The organism is Brenneria goodwinii, from assembly GCF_002291445.1.
GTDB lineage: Bacteria > Pseudomonadota > Gammaproteobacteria > Enterobacterales > Enterobacteriaceae > Brenneria > Brenneria goodwinii.
Genome location: NZ_CP014137.1, coordinates 4,678,882 through 4,695,205 on the forward strand (window position 1 = coordinate 4,678,882; position 16,324 = coordinate 4,695,205).

Below are 16,324 nucleotides of genomic sequence, written 5' to 3' on the forward strand. Positions count from 1 at the left end.
GACGCGGTGATGGTGAGTCGAACACTCTCCTTAATATGGTTTTTCAGGCCGATAATGTTCGTAATGCCTTAATTAATCGGTGATATTTAAATTTATTCTTAAATAGAATTTTCTCTCTCCGTATCATGCGTATTTTAATCAATGTGTGCTAAAACCTCCCTTGTATAACTTATTTGTATAATAGAAATACAAAATTTCGGTGCCGCCTCAGATATTTTCCGCTTAATTGTCTACGCTAAATAGGTGAATGCTGTTAAATGAATTATTTTGCACTGTAAATTATTTTTTTATGTAGTTATTTATTAGCGAGCATTTACAATTAATTGTTTTTATTGGTTTTGTTATGGGTTTCGATAAGCGGAAAATATAAGCGCATCACTATAGGTTGTTTATATAACATATTTATTTAATTCAAATGGTTAATCAGAGGATGAATACCATGCTGGAGTTTTCTGATGCGATTAATTCACTTATTTCCGGGCATTATGCTGACCCATTTTCTCTATTGGGCATGCACAAAACCTCACATGGAATCGAGGTGCGGGCATTATTACCTGATGCTCAGGCGGCGTGGGTGATAGAGGCCCATAACGGCCGTAAAGTGGCGCAATTGTCGCGTTATGATGAGCGCGGTTTTTTTTGCGCCGTGTTGCCGCGAAGAAAAAATTTGTTTCATTATCAGTTGGCTGTGACCTGGCAACAGGAAACCTATCTGATTGAGGATCCTTATCGGTTCGGCCCGCTGTTACAGGATCTGGATATCTGGCTATTGGCGGAAGGGACGCATTTACGCCCTTATGAGCGCCTGGGCGCGCATTTGGAAACGCTGGACGGCGTGGCCGGCACCCGCTTTTCCGTCTGGGCGCCGAATGCGCAGCGGGTTTCCGTCGTCGGCCAGTTCAATTTCTGGGACGGACGCCGCCACCCTATGCGTTTACGCAAAGAAAACGGTATCTGGGAGCTGTTTCTGCCCGCCGTAACGCAGGGCGAGTTATATAAATATGAGATGATCGACAGCCACGGCAACGTCCGCCTGAAAGCCGATCCTTACGCTTTCGAAGCGCAGATGCGTCCGGATACCGCTTCGCTGATTACCCCCCTGCCGGAGAAAGTGCCGCTTAATGAAGCGCGTCGTCAGGCTAACGCATTACAGGCGCCGATTTCCATTTATGAAGTTCATCTCGGCTCCTGGCGTAGACATACGGATAACAATTTCTGGCTCAGCTATCAGGAACTGGCGGAACAGCTTATCGCCTATATCAAGGAGATGGGGTTCACGCATATTGAGCTGATGCCCATCAATGAACACCCGTTTGACGGCAGTTGGGGCTATCAGCCGCTCGGTCTGTATGCGCCGACGCGCCGTTTCGGCACGCCGCAGGATTTCAGAAAATTTATCGACGCCTTTCATGAGGCGGGCATCAACGTCCTGCTGGACTGGGTGCCGGGGCATTTCCCCGGCGATGAGTATGGCCTGGCGCAGTTTGACGGCACGGCGCTGTATGAATATGCCGACCCGCGCGAAGGTTATCATCAGGACTGGAATACCCTGATCTACAACTATGGCCGTCATGAAGTCCGCAACTATTTGGCGGGAAATGCCCTGTTCTGGATGGAGCACTACGGTATCGACGGGCTGCGGGTGGATGCCGTCGCCTCGATGATTTACCGCGACTACAGCCGCAGGGAAGGCCAGTGGGTGCCGAATCACTATGGCGGCAGAGAGAATCTCGAAGCGATCGCTTTCCTGCGCTACACCAACCAGATGCTCGGCCATGCCGCCCCGGCCGCCATTACCGTGGCGGAAGAGTCGACCGACTATCCCGGCGTGACCCTTCCCCCGGACTGCAATGGGCTGGGATTCCATTACAAATGGAACATGGGCTGGATGCACGACACCCTGACCTATATGCAGCACGATCCGGTGCACCGCAAATACCACCATGATTTGCTGACGTTCGGCATGCTGTACGCCTACAGCGAAAACTTCGTCCTGCCGCTTTCTCACGATGAAGTGGTGCACGGCAAGCGCTCTCTGCTGGATCGGATGCCCGGCGACGCCTGGCAGAAATTCGCCAATCTGCGGGCTTACTACGGTTTTATGTGGGCCTATCCCGGTAAGAAATTGCTGTTTATGGGATGCGAATTCGCCCAGGGGCGCGAATGGAATTACGACGCCAGTCTGGATTGGCACCTGCTGGACGAGCCGGAAGGCTGGCATCGCGGCGTGCAACATCTGGTGCGCGATCTCAACCACTGCTATCGCCGGCAGCCGCCGCTCTACCAATTGGATTTCCAGCCGCAGGGATTCGAATGGCTGGTGGTGGATGACCGGGAAAACTCGGTGTTTGCTTTTGTGCGGCGCGATGAGCAGGGCAATGAAGTGCTGGTGGTCAGTAACTTTACCCCGGTTCCGCGTTATGGCTATCGCATCGGCATTAATCAGCCCGGCCGCTGGCGGGAAATCATCAACACCGACTCCCATTACTACCACGGCGGCAATTTGGGCAATGAAGGCCCGGTTCACAGCGAAGATATCGGTAGTCATCAGCGGCCGCAGTCGCTGGTGCTGACCATTCCTCCATTGGCGACGTTGTATTTGGCGAGGGAGGCATGAATGACGGTATTGCAGGCGGGCGGCCCGGCGCCGCTGGGGGCGAGCTTTGATGGCGAAGGCGTTAATTTCGCGCTGTTTTCGGCACAGGCGCAGCGGGTGGAACTCTGTCTGTTCGATGAGCGCCAGCAGGAGCAGCGGCTGGAATTAACCGCGCGCAGCGGCGATATCTGGCACGGCTATCTGCCCGGCGCCAGGCCGGGATTACGCTATGGCTTCCGCGTGGACGGCCCTTTTGAACCCGCGCAAGGCTTGCGCTTTAACCCGAATAAGCTGCTGCTGGATCCCTGCGCCCGCCAGTTGGACGGCTGGATCGTGGATGACGCCAGTCTGCAAGGCGGCGTCGAACAACGTGATGAGCGCGACAGCGCGGCGGTGATGGCCAAATGCGTCGTCACCGCCGAGGATTACGATTGGCAAGACGATCGCTATCCGCAAATTCCCTGGCATCAGACCGTGATTTATGAGGCCCACGTGCGCGGGTTGACCCAGCTTCACCCCGATATCCCGGCTGCGATGCGCGGCAGCTACGCGGCGCTGGGGCATCCGGTGATGATCGATTATTTGCAGCGCCTGGGGATTACCGCGCTGGAGCTGCTGCCCGTGCAGCAACACGCCGACGAACCCCGGCTTCAGCAGATGGGGCTGCGCAACTACTGGGGCTATAACGTGCTGCTGCCGTTTGCGGTGGATAACGGTCTGGCCTCCGGCGAGGATGCGCTGAACGAATTCCGGGATGCGGTAAAAGCGCTGCATCAGGCCGGTATTGAAGTCATTCTGGACGTGGTGTTTAACCACAGCGCCGAGCTGGATGTAGAAGGGCCGACGCTCTCTCTGCGCGGTATCGATAACCGCAGCTATTACTGGCTGGGCGAACAGGGCGAATACCACAACTGGACGGGCTGCGGCAACACGCTGCGCCTTGATCATCCGACGACGATCGATTGGGTGATCGGCTGCCTGCGCTTTTGGCGCGAAGTCTGCCACGTCGACGGTTTCCGTTTTGATCTGGCGACGGTGCTGGGGCGCACGCCGGATTTTAACCCGTCGGCGCCATTACTGATGGCGATGAAAAACGATCGGCTGCTTCAGGGATGCAAATTGATTGCCGAACCTTGGGATCTGGGCGCCGGCGGCTATCGACTGGGACAATTCCCGGCGCCGTTCGCCGAGTGGAGCGACCGCTATCGCGACGATATGCGCCGCTTCTGGCTGCACGGCGATATCCCGCTTGGCGTTTTCGCCCGCCGTTTCGCCGCCTCCAGCGACATCTTCCAGCATCACGATCGCCTGCCTTACGCCTCCGTCAACAAACTGACCGCCCATGACGGCTTCACCCTGCGCGATCTGGTGAGCTTTAACCATAAGCACAATCAGGCCAACGGTGAAAACAACCGCGACGGCGCCGACAACAATTACAGCCATAACCACGGCACGGAAGGGCTGGATGCCGATGAGGAGACGCAACGGCGCCGCCGCGCCAGCCAGCGGGCGCTGCTGACGACGCTGCTGCTCTCGCAGGGTACGCCCATGCTGCTGGCGGGAGACGAACACGGGCACAGTCAGCAGGGCAATAACAATGCCTATTGCCAGGATAACGAATTGACCTGGCTGCACTGGGATGAGGCCGATCGCGAGTTGGCGGCGTTTACCGCCGGGTTAATTCACCTGCGCCGCAGGATACCGGCGTTGCAGCAGGAAGGATGGTGGCGGGAGGACGACAGCGCCGTGCAATGGTTGGATAGAACCGGGCAGCCTTTGACGCCGCAGCAATGGGAACAGGGAGAACATCAGTTACAAGTTTTGTTTTCCGAGGGTTGGCTATTGTTGATTAACGCCAGCCCGCAGGCCGGGGATTTTAACCTGCCGTCAGGACAGTGGAAGGTTTCGCCGCCCTTCAATGAAGAAGATGACCGGATCGGCGATGGGGTATGGCAAGGGAATGCACAGGCTGTCTGTATCCTTACAAAATAAATAAGAAGGAGTGAGTCATGGTGAGTAATGACAAAAACGATCCCCTGATGTTGGCAAGACAATTGCCGTTGAAATCTGTGGCGTTAATTCTGGCGGGGGGCCGGGGAACCCGACTGAAAGATTTGACGGCGTTGCGGGCCAAGCCCGCCGTTCATTTCGGCGGTAAATTCCGCATTATCGATTTCGCCCTGTCCAACTGTCTCAATTCCGGTATCCGGCGCATCGGGGTGATTACCCAGTATCAGTCGCATACGCTGGTGCAGCATATTCAGCGCGGCTGGTCTTTCCTGAATGTGGAAATGAACGAGTTTATCGATCTGCTGCCCGCGCAGCAGCGAAATTCGACCGAACACTGGTATCGCGGCACCGCCGATGCGGTCTGTCAGAACCTGGATATCATTCGCCGCTACCGGGCTGAATACGTGGTGATACTGGCCGGCGATCATATCTACAAGATGGATTACTCGCGCATGCTGATCGACCACGTCGAGAAAGGGGCGGAGTGCACCGTGGCCTGCCTGCCGGTACCGCTAAAAGAGGCCAGCGCTTTTGGCGTGATGAGCGTCGATAAGCAGCACCGGGTCCTCGACTTCGCGGAAAAACCGGCGCAGCCGATAGCGATGCCGGATAACCCGGATATGGCGCTGGCGAGCATGGGAATCTACGTTTTTAACGCGGACTACCTGTACCGCTTGTTGGAAGAAGATGTCTGCTTGACGGAGTCCAACCATGATTTCGGCCAGGATTTGATCCCCAAAATCGTCGCGCAGCGTTCCGCCTGGGCGCATCCCTTTACGCTGTCCTGCGTCACGTCGGGCGATAGCGACCGCCCTTACTGGCGGGATGTCGGCACGCTGGAAGCCTATTGGCAGGCGAATCTTGATCTGGCGTCCGTGACGCCGGAACTGGATATGTATGACCGTACCTGGCCGATTCGCTCAGCGATTGAGTCACTGCCGCCGGCCAAATTCGTGCAGGACCATTCCGGCAGCCACGGCATGACCATGAACTCGCTGGTTTCCGGCGGCAGCATTATTTCCGGTTCGGTGGTGACCAACTCGGTGTTGTTTCCCCGCGTGCGGGTTAATTCGTTTTGCAATATCGATTCAACGGTGCTGTTGCCGGACGTCACCGTCGGGCGATCCTGCCGTTTACGCCGCTGCGTCATCGACCGCGCCTGCCAACTCCCGGACGGCACGATCATCGGCGAGAACGCGGAAGAGGACAGCCGCCGGTTTTATCGATCGGAAGAAGGGATCGTGTTGGTGACGAGGGCCATGCTGGAAACGAGGTAATCGGAAAATCAGACTGGCGACACCCGGTTGTCATCCTCGCCGTGGTCTTGGGAATACGACCACCGCCATCCTCGCGGGAATGGCGGGTAACAAGAGGTAATGACGTTGGAACAATACAGGAGTGAGAATGCAGGTATTACATGTTTGTTCAGAGTTGTTTCCGTTATTGAAAACCGGGGGGTTGGCGGATGTTACCGGGGCGTTGCCCGCAGCGCAGATTCAGGCCGGAATGGATGTTCGGGTCATGTTGCCTGCGTTTCCCGATCTGAAAAAAGGCATTACCACGCAGGTCGTGCGTGAGCTGGACACTTTCGCCGGGCATGTCACCCTGTTGTACGGCCATTTTAACGGCGTCGGTATTTATCTGATTGACGCGCCGACGCTGTACCAGCGCGCGGGCAGTCCTTATCACAACCCCGGACTGTACGCCTATGCGGACAACTATCTGCGCTTTGCGCTGCTGGGCTGGATGGGCTGTGAATTGGCCTGCGGACTAGACCCTTTCTGGCGGCCGGATATCGTGCATGCCCATGACTGGCATGCCGGATTGACGTGCGCCTATCTGGCCGCACGCGGCCGACCGGCAAAATCCGTATTTACCGTCCATAATTTAGCCTATCAGGGGTTGTTCGACGCCCGGCATATGGCCGAGCTGCAACTGCCGCCCGATTTCTTCCAGATCTATGGGGTGGAGTTTCACGGACAGATTTCCTACCTCAAAGCGGGGCTGTATTACGCCGATCATGCCACGACGGTCAGTCCGACCTATGCGCATGAGATCACGCTGCCGGCATACGGTTATGGTATGGAGGGGCTATTAAAAAGCCTTGAAGAGGAAGGGCGTTTATCCGGCATTCTCAACGGCGTTGATGACGCCATCTGGAATCCGGCGCACGATCCCTTACTCACCAGCCACTACAACCGGGATGTGCTGGCGAACAAGGCGGAGAACAAGCGGCATCTGCAAACGGCGATGGGGCTCAAGGTGAATGACAAGGTGCCGGTGTTCGCCATCGTCAGCCGTCTTACCAGCCAGAAGGGACTGGATGTCGCGCTGAGCGCGGTGCCTGATTTGCTGGATCAGGGCGGGCAACTGGTGGTGCTGGGCGCGGGAGACGCGCAATTGCAGGAAGGATTTCTGGCCGCCGCGGCAAAGTATCACGGTCAGGTCGGGGTGCAGATTGGCTATCACGAGGCATTCTCCCACCGCATTATCGGCGGTGCGGATATCATTATGGTGCCCAGTCGGTTTGAACCCTGTGGGTTAACGCAGCTCTACGGGCTGAAATATGGAACCTTACCGCTGGTGCGCCGCACCGGCGGACTGGCGGACACGGTCGCAGATTGCTCGCTGGAAAATCTGGCGGACGGTCTGGCGAGTGGTTTTGTGTTTAACGATTGCAACGTTGGATCGCTATCCCGGGCCATTCGCCGTGTCTTTGTCCTGTGGGCCCGCCCGACGCTCTGGCGTTATGTGCAGCGTCAGGCGATGGCTATGGATTTCAGTTGGCAGGTCGCCGCACAGGCTTATCGTGCGCTGTATCAACGCTTGTCGTAACACTCACTGGGGAATGAATGCTATGAACACGCCGTTTACCTATATGTCGCCTACGCTCAGTGTGGAAGCGCTGAAACACTCCATTGCCTACAAGCTGATGTTCGCCGTGGGTAAAGACCCGGCGATCGCCACTCAGCATGACTGGCTGAACGCCACGCTGCTGGCGGTGCGTGATCGCATGGTCGAACGCTGGCTGCGCTCTAACCGGGCGCAGCTATCGCAGGATGTGCGTCAAGTTTATTACCTGTCCATGGAGTTCCTGTTGGGGCGTACGCTGTCGAATGCGTTGCTGGCGATGGGGCTGTATGACGATTTGAACGCGGCGCTGGACGGCATGGGGCTGGAGCTTGACGATCTCCTCCAGGAGGAGAACGACCCTGGTCTGGGCAACGGCGGCCTGGGGCGGCTGGCGGCCTGTTTCCTGGATTCGTTGGCCACCATGGCGCTGCCGGGGCGCGGCTATGGCATCCGCTATGAATACGGTATGTTTAAGCAAAATATCGTCAACGGGCAGCAGGCCGAATCGCCGGATTACTGGCTGGAGTACGGCAACGCGTGGGAGTTCCCTCGCCACAGCACGCGTTATAAAGTGCGCTTTGGCGGGCGTATCCAGCAGGAAGGCGCCAAAGTCCGCTGGCTGGAAACCGAAGAGGTTATCGCCTGCGCCTATGATCAGATCATTCCCGGCTTTGATACGGACGCGACGAACACCCTGCGGCTGTGGAGCGCGCAGGCCAGTAATGAAATCAATCTGGGCAAGTTTAATCAGGGCGACTATTTCGCCGCGGTTGAAGATAAAAACCATTCGGAAAACGTATCCAGGGTACTTTATCCGGATGATTCAACCTATTCGGGGCGCGAGCTGCGCCTGCGGCAAGAGTATTTTCTGGTCTCCGCCACGGTGCAGGACATCCTTAACCGCCACTGGCTGATGCATAAAACCTATGACAATCTGGCGGAAAAGTTTGCCATCCACCTGAATGATACCCACCCGGTACTGGCGATCCCCGAACTGATGCGCCTGCTGATTGATGAGCATAAGTTCAAGTGGCAGGCTGCCTGGGATATCGTCACGAAAGTGTTTTCCTACACCAACCACACGCTGATGCAGGAGGCGCTGGAAACCTGGCCGGTGGATATGCTGGGTAAGATCCTGCCGCGTCACTTGCAGCTGATCTTCGAGATTAACGAACACTTTCTGGCGTTTGTACAGAAGCAGTTCCCCGGCGACAACGATCTGCTGGCGCGGGTTTCCATTATTGAGGAGACCAACGGACGCCGGGTTCGTATGGCCTGGCTGGCGGTGGTGGCCAGCCATAAGGTAAACGGGGTGTCGGAGCTGCATTCAGACCTGATGGTGCAGTCGCTGTTTGCCGACTTCGCCAGCCTGTTCCCCAACCGCTTCTGCAATAAGACCAATGGCGTCACGCCCAGACGCTGGCTGGCGCTGGCGAATCGCCCGCTTGCCGGCGTGCTGGACGATGCCATCGGGCAGACCTGGCGTACCGATCTGAGCCAGCTTGGCGAACTGAAGCCGCATATTGACTATCCGGCGTTCGTGCAGCGGATCCGTCAGGCCAAACTGAAAAACAAAGAGTGTCTGGCCGACTATATCGCGGAGAATCTGAATATCGTCGTCAATCCCAACGCGCTGTTTGACGTGCAAATCAAACGTATTCACGAATACAAACGCCAGTTGTTGAATGTATTGCACATCATCACGCGCTATAACCGTATCAAAGACGATCCCTCGCTTGAATGCGTGCCGCGGGTGGCGATCTTCGCGGGGAAAGCCGCATCGGCCTACTACATGGCCAAACATATTATCAACCTGATCAATGACGTGGCGAAGGTGATCAACAACGATCCCGCCGTCAACGATCGGTTGAAAGTGGTATTTATTCCGAACTATGGCGTCAGCCTGGCGCAGCTTATTATTCCGGCGGCGGACCTTTCCGAACAGATCTCGCTGGCGGGAACGGAAGCCTCAGGCACCAGCAACATGAAATTTGCGCTGAACGGCGCGTTGACCATCGGGACGTTGGACGGCGCGAATGTTGAAATGCTGGAGTATATCGGCGACGAAAACATGTTTATCTTCGGCAACACCGCCGATCAGGTGGAAGCGCTGCGTAAAAACGGTTACAACCCGCGTGAATATTACGATAAGGATGACGAATTGCACCGGGTGCTCACGCAAATCGCGACCGGCGTTTTCAGCCCGGATGACAGCAGACGCTACAGCGATTTGTTTGATTCGCTGGTGAATTTTGGCGATTACTACCAATTGCTGGCTGACTACCGCAGCTATGTCGACACGCAGGACCGGGTGGATGACTTGTTCCGCAACGAGGACGAATGGACGCGCTGCGCCGCGCATAACATCGCCAGTATGGGTTACTTCTCTTCCGACCGGACCATCAGCGAGTATGCGCAGGAAATCTGGAATATAAAACCAATAAGACTTTGATATTTATTGTTTTAACAACAGCGCCGCAGCAAGGCAATCTGGCTGCGGCGCTTTTCGCTAGCGGCGGGAAAGTGGAATAATAATGGCTTTCAGGCTGCCCCTGCCGGCCGCCGCTTAATCACACGCTTCCAATTCACATACGGCGTTAAGCCGGTATTTCACCCCCGCAGTGATGCCATTTTCGCCCTCGTAAACCACCAGAAAGCGTGTGCGGACGCCGTCGTGATAGCTCAATGCGGCGCAGCCGCCTTTACCCAGCACCAGCATGTTAACGCGGCCTGACGAGGTCACCACGGAATTTTCACCCGTTACCGTGATTGACACGTTGTCGCCTGTATTGGCGATACGGCCCCCCTGCGCGCAAAGGCCGATCTTGCACATATCCCCTGCGTTGGCGATTTTCATTGATTCGCCCACGCCGCTGATATAGCTGCGCATACCGCTGTTGGCGATATGAGCGCCGCGGCCCGCCGCGCTGATTTTGGCGGAGTTTCCGCTGTTGCTGATGCGCGCCCGGCCGCCCAAGCTGCCGATGCGGCAGTGCTGGCCGGCATTGCTGATCTTGGCGGCAAAGCCGGAACTGACCAGTTGGCAGGCGTAGCCGATGCTGGCGATGCCGCTGTTTTCGCCGCTATTGCCGATAAAGTTATAGGTGCCGGACAGGGCGATTTTACTTTGCAGGCCGACGCAGCCGATATCCAGCGCATGGTCGCCGGTGGCCAACTGCGCCTCATAAGGTTCCGGCGTATGTTTTACCGCGCGATCGCGGGGCGTGACCTGGATGACCCCGGCGTTACCGGCGGTCAGGTGGTCGATCATCGCCTGCGTGGCGCGGGTTTCCTGCTGGATGAATTGTGATGAAGCGAAGCCCAGCGAGTAGCCGTACTCCGCCAGGCTTTCCAGCCATTCGGCATACCCGTCGCGCATCAGGGCATGATGAATCTCTTGATACTCGCCGCCCTGCGGGAAACGGCGCAGGAACCAGCGATAAATCTGCGGGCTGACCTGTAATGCATGTAACTGCTGCCTGGTAATTTTGTTCATTCTCGCCTGCTGCCCCGCGTTGCTTAATTTTGCGCCTTAGTGGCGATGGTAACCATCAATCATGCAGCGGAATGTCTGGGCCGGAGTCCGCCCGGTGGTACACAGATAGATATGTCCGCAGAGGAAGAACAGGCTCATTACGGCCAATATCAGATGCAGCGGCAATAGCCAGGCTTTGATCAGCACGAAATCGGCCGGGATCCACAGCGGATTACATAAGAGCACCCCTGTCGCCAGCAGCGCGGGCAGCAGCGCATACATCACGCCGAAATAGGCCGCCTGTTGTAATGGATTAAATTTAGCGCGCGGCGTGGCCGGGAACGGGTGATCTTCCCCTTTGATAATGCCGTATAGGTAAAAACGAACCTGCAGAAAGGCCCGCTGTCCCCAGCTTTTACGGTCAATGAGGTAATGATGGCCGTTGCCGCCGAACGCATTGATCAGGACAAAGGCGGCCCAACTGATTAACAACAGGTATCCGCACAGCTTATGCAGCGCCACCAGCATCACGGTATCGTCGACCGAGCCAATGGCAAAATGATTCAGCAACCCGCTGACCAGCAGCAGAATAAACAGCGTCGCGTTGCTCCAGTGCCATAAGCGGATAGCCCGTGAATACAGATACACTTTTTCTTCATGCGCCTGGGCGCGCGGCGGCGCGAGTTTATAACGCAATAGCCCATGCAGCGTTAATACGCCCAGCATGCCGGCAAACAACACTCCTGCCAGAATAAGCCATACCGGCCAAAAGTCTGGCGTATAGATATAAACATATTGATAAAGCTGCGCCTGGAACAGCTCGGCATTCGGCATAATATTCATATAGTCACCTTTTCGATATCGTGCGGACCGGGGCGGCGATAAATCCGCGGCTTACCGACATCGGGCAGTTGGTATTGGTAATATTCATGCGTTTTCAGCCAGGTCTGAACCGGTTCGCTCTCCTCGGGCCCGAAAATAAGCGCATCCTGCGGACAGGCGCTGACGCAGATGGGCGGAAAACCTTTTTGCAGCCGCGATTCCAGACAAAAATCGCATTTATCGGCCACGCGGGTGGTCGGATTGAGGTAGCGCACCTGGTAGGGGCAGGCCGATATACAGTAGCTGCAGCCGATGCATTTCGCCTTATCCACCCGGACAATGCCGTTGCTGTCGTCCCGGTAAGATGAACCGGTCGGGCATACGTCGATGCAGGGCGCATCTTCACACTGTTGGCAGGAATGGCGGAAAAAGTGATAGGTGTTGCCCTCTTCGGGGGGCGTCATCGCAATATGCGCGATGCTCATTCTCGCCGCCCCGACCGGGACTTTGTTCACTTTGTGGCAGGCCACGGTGCAAATATTGCAACCGTTGCAGCGTACTTCATCATGGATCATGGCGTAGCGCACGGGTTTGTTTTTATCCGTTGCGCCGAAAACGGAGAAGAGTGGTGCGCTAAAAAACATCACCGACCCCATGCCGAGGACAAATTTGCGGCGTGAGCATGTCATCTGCCTTGCCTCCCAGAAAATGAGTCGTTCAAAGTCGGTTTCATCCACGGCGTCAACGCGCGCTTTTCCATCCGCGCTTTCGTGGGGCGGGTCGCCGCGGCGCGATGCGGGTTTTCTTGTCGTCGTTTGTCGAGGGGCGAAAGGTTAAGGATTTTCATACTGTTCAACCTCTATCCACTCACAGAGCCCCTTCGCCTTGCCGTAGCTCATGAAATGCTCGCTGAACAAATAGGGCTCGCCGTTAGAGGCCGCGATGATGCGGATATCCTGAAATTCATCGGACTGTTCGAAAAAGCGCAGCGCGCCGTCAATCTTCTCCTGATCGAAAGAGTAGGGCGGAAAACTCAGCATTTGCACCTTGTAGGGCCGTGGATAGGTTTGGCACTCGAAACGCACGGTGTCTGCAATGGTTTTACAGACGTTCTGCTCATGCGTGAAAACCAGAATCCGGGCATAGTTATGGCTCATGCTGCGGTCGGAGTAGTAATACCGCTCTTCGCCGTTGTTGATGGAGAGAATATCCGCGCAGGCCTCGCTGGCGTTGATCTGCTCAAACAGCTGGCCGACGCTCTGGGCGTCCAGAGAATAGGGCGCTTCCTGAAAACACCTTATGTCGACCAGTTCACCCGCCGCCGAACGCTGGCGGATATCGTCCGCCACGGCTAAAAACGGCGCTTTCTGTTCGGCGGCATTGTCTGCTTCGCCGCCGTCATCCACGACCCGATCCGGGTGGGACAACGGCAGCAGCAGCCGTCTTTTGCTTAGGTCCGGCGGGGAATCATGGCGCTCTTCCCGCTCGTCCGGTTCTGATGTCATTGGGGGTGTCGTATTCATCATCAATTTCGCTATGCCGGGAGCAAATTCCGTGAAGCCAGATCGTCGGCAACGTCCTCCATATCCAGCCGGATTAACGTCTCCCTGGTGGGACAGCCCAGATCGGGATCCCAACCCATCGCCGTATAGAACATGGTCAGGGATTTTTGCATGTCCTCACGATCCATCTTGTCCGTCCCTTCGTTAAACACTTCGATATCCGGATCCTTATCGAATACCCACGAACAGATTTCGTCGTGTTCGTGACGCATATCTTTGGTATTCATCAATTTCACGGTGTAGGCCCGGTGCAGCGTGAAGATGCGTTCGGCGGCCAGATCCAGGCTCTCCTCGGTGGTGGCTTCGCCGGTCACCGCCGCGAAGAATTTGGCTTCCAGCGCCAGATCGCCGCGATAGTTACGGCTCTTCAGCGGGGAAACGGTCATCGGCCAGACCCAGTTGCATAGCGTCACGGCGTCGTGCAGACAGCATTTGAGGATCGTCCATTTGGTGTATTTGATTTTGTACGGATTAATGGGGGTATAGTTTTTGGTTTCGTCATAGGCGTCCGGCGAGCCGAACAGTTCGGCGGCGACCTCTTTTTGCAGTTTTAACGGCAGTCCGCTGCCGATGTAGTTAATGTGGGTGTGGGTCATGGCGTCGCGGTTGAACATGCAGTTAACGAGCGAGCCGACCTGGGCCGACGCCTCGTTGGCATGGTGAACCGGAAAGCCCATCGGCGACCACAGTTTGTTTTTGACGTCGGCCCAGTACGCCTCGCCCAGATCCCATCTTTGCGCCAACAGAAAAGAGCCGTCCGCCAGATGGCTGATTTCGCCTTGCCGGTGCGCCAGACGCAGGTAGAGATCCTTAATAAACGCCGGGTCGCCCGCTTCCAGCAGATGCCAGGGGATATCGGCGTATTCATCCGCAGGCAGTACGCGTTTGAAGACGTCATGCGAATAGCAGTAAACAAAATCGCGCTGTAGCTGGGCGTAGTTGCACCACAGCCCCATATCGTCAAACACGTTTAATGCGACGAAATTGGCAATGACCCTGCCATCTCCTTTTTCCTCAAAGTCTTTGGGGCCGTGCGGAAACATCGAGCTATGCGCGGTCTGGGCGACGCAGGTGTTGCCGCCGGTGGTCGGCACGCCGTACTCGCTGGCCTGCGGCACTTTCAACTGCGCCGAACAGCGGATCGGACACGAGTGGCAGCCGCCCATTTTTACGGTGTACTTTTCCGCGGCCGGCCCCAGATCGAAGACCGACTTCATGGTACGGAACCCGACGGTATTCTGGTCGCCGGGCGGGATGTCGCCGGTTTCAATCGGACCGCCCTCCGCGGCTTTCCAGTACAACCCTTTGCGGGCCGTCCAGCGCGATCGCGGGGCTGAATATTCGGCCCAGGCCTGCGGAGTGCTCGGTACCACGTGGTTATTGTTCGCGCCGATAAGCTGGGTCATCATGTAATCGTTCAGGGTTTTAAGCGTTTCCCGATTCGCGACGTTGACGCCCCTGGTGCCGATGACGGAAATGGCCTTCAGGTTTTTGGCGCCGAGTACGGCGCCGGTGCCCGCGCCGCCGCTATGATTACGGCTATTCAGAATGCCGGACAGCGGCACCAGATTCTCGCCTGCCGGACCGATGGCGGCGACGCAGGCTTCCACATTGGTGGTGCGGCAGATTTCTTCGGTGGTGGCGCGGGTGCCTTTTCCCCACAGGAAGGCGGCGTTTTCAATACTGACTTGGTCATCCTGAATGTTAATCCACACCGGCGCCGGCGCTTTCCCTTCAATAATAATGGCGTCGTAACCGGCGTATTTCATATAGGCGGCGAAAAATCCGCCCATGTGCGCGTCGACAACTAAATTGCCGCGGGTAAACGTCGATAACGTGGTGATATTAACGCGGGAACTACAGGGCGCGCCGGAGCCGGTTAACGGCCCGACGGCAAAGATGACTTTATTGGCCTCGTCAAAAGGTTTGGTTCCTGGCGCGACTTCGTCGTACATGATTTTATAACCAAATCCCATTCCACCAATAAATTTTTTATATTTGCTGGAATCTTCTTTGGTAATGGCGCCAGAGCTCAAGTTGATGCGTAATATATTACCTGTCCAACCGTTGATCATAATTTATTTTCCTGAGTGTGAAGCACCGCCATGGATAGAAATAAATCTGGAGATTCAGACCGTAATCTCCTTCCAGTCGATGATACTCAATGCACCTGTCGGGCAAGCGGTGACGCATTCGCCACATAAATTGCACTTGCCGGATTTTTTAATCTGCGGATTTACCGTCGCCATCATCCACGGGCAGGCGGTGGTACAGGCGGAACAGCCAATACAGCGCTTGTCGTCCACCGTAATACAGCCTTGTTCTTCGTTATAGGCGATGACTTTTATCGGGCAGACTTTCATACATTCGGGATCTTTACATTGCCGACAGGTATCGGTGGTAAAATTAAGATCGCCATACAGCCCGCCCCCGGAGCCAATGCCGCTATCGCCGTAATAAAAGTGACGATGGATTTTCACCCGTGAGAAGAAGGATCCGACGCTGCCGTCGTTATAGGTGGTACAGGCGATTTCGCAGCGGTGGCAGCCGGTGCATCGGGCTCTTTTGGTCACCAGTACGCCCTTCGGCGTGGTGGTCAGCCCGACATTGCCGTTGTTAATATCTTCCTGTCTGCATCCCAATAGGGAGAGCAGTGCCGGTGCGATAGTGATTCCCGCCAGACCTTTGCCTGAAATACGCAGGAATTCGAGCCTTGTTAACCCCAGATCCAGTAAAGGATGTTCAACCTGATTAGGCATTTAATTTTTGTCCCCCGCATATCTCAATATCCCTTTTATCTTTCAAGCCGCAGGCGTACCGCTTTTCAGCCTATTGAAAGCGATTGGGAGTAAATGAGCGTGAAATAAATCCATTGCAAATTTCAAAGAAAAATTTGGCGGAAAGTAAAATAATAATCTTAATAAATTCGTTATATAATAAAGTAAATAACGGGTGATGTTTCTCTGTTAATTCCGCCACAACGCTTTATCAATTTGCGACTGATTT

Annotated in this window: 11 protein-coding genes; 5 read left to right on the forward strand and 6 right to left on the reverse strand. The window is 55.7% G+C overall.

Annotated features, from left to right (window positions below; all coding sequences use genetic code 11):
- Positions 1–439: 439 nt before the first annotated feature.
- From glgB to glgP, 5 genes are all read left to right on the forward strand, one after another.
- Positions 440–2,617, forward strand: a complete 2,178-nt coding sequence (gene glgB, locus ACN28R_RS20775) for a 1,4-alpha-glucan branching enzyme (protein WP_095835369.1) — start codon at positions 440–442, stop codon at positions 2,615–2,617.
- The gene (glgX, locus tag ACN28R_RS20780; protein ID WP_095835370.1) at positions 2,618–4,588 is read left to right on the forward strand and encodes a glycogen debranching protein GlgX; all 1,971 of its coding nucleotides are present in this window, start codon (positions 2,618–2,620) and stop codon (positions 4,586–4,588) included.
- A 17-nt stretch (positions 4,589–4,605) separates the two neighbouring features.
- Positions 4,606–5,883 (forward strand): glucose-1-phosphate adenylyltransferase, encoded by a 1,278-nt coding sequence (glgC, locus tag ACN28R_RS20785; protein WP_048637158.1) that lies wholly within the window; start codon positions 4,606–4,608, stop codon positions 5,881–5,883.
- Between the two features lie 127 nt (positions 5,884–6,010).
- The gene (gene glgA, locus ACN28R_RS20790) at positions 6,011–7,441 is read left to right on the forward strand and encodes a glycogen synthase GlgA (protein ID WP_095835371.1); all 1,431 of its coding nucleotides are present in this window, start codon (positions 6,011–6,013) and stop codon (positions 7,439–7,441) included.
- 22 nt (positions 7,442–7,463) lie between these two features.
- Positions 7,464–9,911 (forward strand): glycogen phosphorylase, encoded by a 2,448-nt coding sequence (gene glgP, locus ACN28R_RS20795; RefSeq protein WP_095835372.1) that lies wholly within the window; start codon positions 7,464–7,466, stop codon positions 9,909–9,911.
- Positions 9,912–10,025: 114 nt separating this feature from the next.
- Here the strand turns inward: glgP and ydhT are convergent, their stop codons facing one another.
- The 6 genes from ydhT to ACN28R_RS20825 all read right to left on the reverse strand — a co-directional run bounded on the left by ydhT (position 10,026) and on the right by ACN28R_RS20825 (position 16,077).
- On the reverse strand, positions 10,026–10,955 hold the full coding sequence (gene ydhT, locus ACN28R_RS20800; RefSeq protein ID WP_095835373.1) for a protein YdhT: 930 nt from the start codon (positions 10,953–10,955) through the stop codon (positions 10,026–10,028).
- Positions 10,956–10,991: 36 nt separating this feature from the next.
- The gene (gene phsC, locus ACN28R_RS20805; protein WP_048637162.1) at positions 10,992–11,777 is read right to left on the reverse strand and encodes a thiosulfate reductase cytochrome B subunit; all 786 of its coding nucleotides are present in this window, start codon (positions 11,775–11,777) and stop codon (positions 10,992–10,994) included.
- The gene (locus ACN28R_RS20810) at positions 11,774–12,445 is read right to left on the reverse strand and encodes a 4Fe-4S dicluster domain-containing protein (RefSeq protein ID WP_095835374.1); all 672 of its coding nucleotides are present in this window, start codon (positions 12,443–12,445) and stop codon (positions 11,774–11,776) included. Before ACN28R_RS20810 ends, phsC begins: the two co-directional genes overlap by 4 nt.
- A gap of 144 nt (positions 12,446–12,589) precedes the next feature.
- Positions 12,590–13,261 carry a YdhW family putative oxidoreductase system protein gene (locus ACN28R_RS20815; RefSeq protein WP_183096758.1) on the reverse strand — a complete coding sequence of 224 codons (672 nt, stop codon included), beginning with the start codon at positions 13,259–13,261 and terminating at the stop codon, positions 12,590–12,592.
- Between the two features lie 29 nt (positions 13,262–13,290).
- Entirely contained in the window at positions 13,291–15,393 is a 2,103-nt protein-coding gene (locus tag ACN28R_RS20820) for an aldehyde ferredoxin oxidoreductase (protein WP_095835376.1), read from the reverse strand.
- Positions 15,394–15,447: 54 nt separating this feature from the next.
- On the reverse strand, positions 15,448–16,077 hold the full coding sequence (locus ACN28R_RS20825) for a ferredoxin-like protein (protein WP_048637165.1): 630 nt from the start codon (positions 16,075–16,077) through the stop codon (positions 15,448–15,450).
- Between the last annotated feature and the right edge of the window lie 247 nt (positions 16,078–16,324).